This window comes from Bacillus sp. SIMBA_031 (genome assembly GCF_046535225.1).
GTDB lineage: Bacteria > Bacillota > Bacilli > Bacillales > Bacillaceae > Bacillus > Bacillus velezensis.
The window spans coordinates 1-263 of sequence record NZ_JAWRXC010000352.1; the positions used below are offsets into that span (position 1 = coordinate 1).

At 41.1% G+C, this 263-nt stretch carries 1 protein-coding gene; it reads right to left on the minus strand.

Annotated features, from left to right (window positions below; translation table 11 throughout):
- The coding region (locus tag SB724_RS20605) for a hypothetical protein (RefSeq protein WP_410572778.1) at positions 1–225 on the minus strand (225 nt) is incomplete at its 3' end.
- Positions 226–263: the final 38 nt, after the last annotated feature.

Below are 263 nucleotides of genomic sequence, written 5' to 3' on the forward strand. Positions count from 1 at the left end.
GGCATGCTCCCACATAGCGTAATGAAGCTGATCGACGCTGTACTTACTCATTTTTTCAATATGGTTCGCAAGCAACTTCGCGGAAATTTTGCAATGTGAACGTGTAAGCCGGATGCAGTCAAGATATTGAACAAGTATGCCTTTTTTGATGCCTTCCGGAAGCGCGCCCATTTTAATAACCATGTCAGCGAATTTTTCAATTTCTTTTTCACTCGCCAGATTCATATTTTTTAATTCTGCTGCACTTAATGCGTCCTTCAATG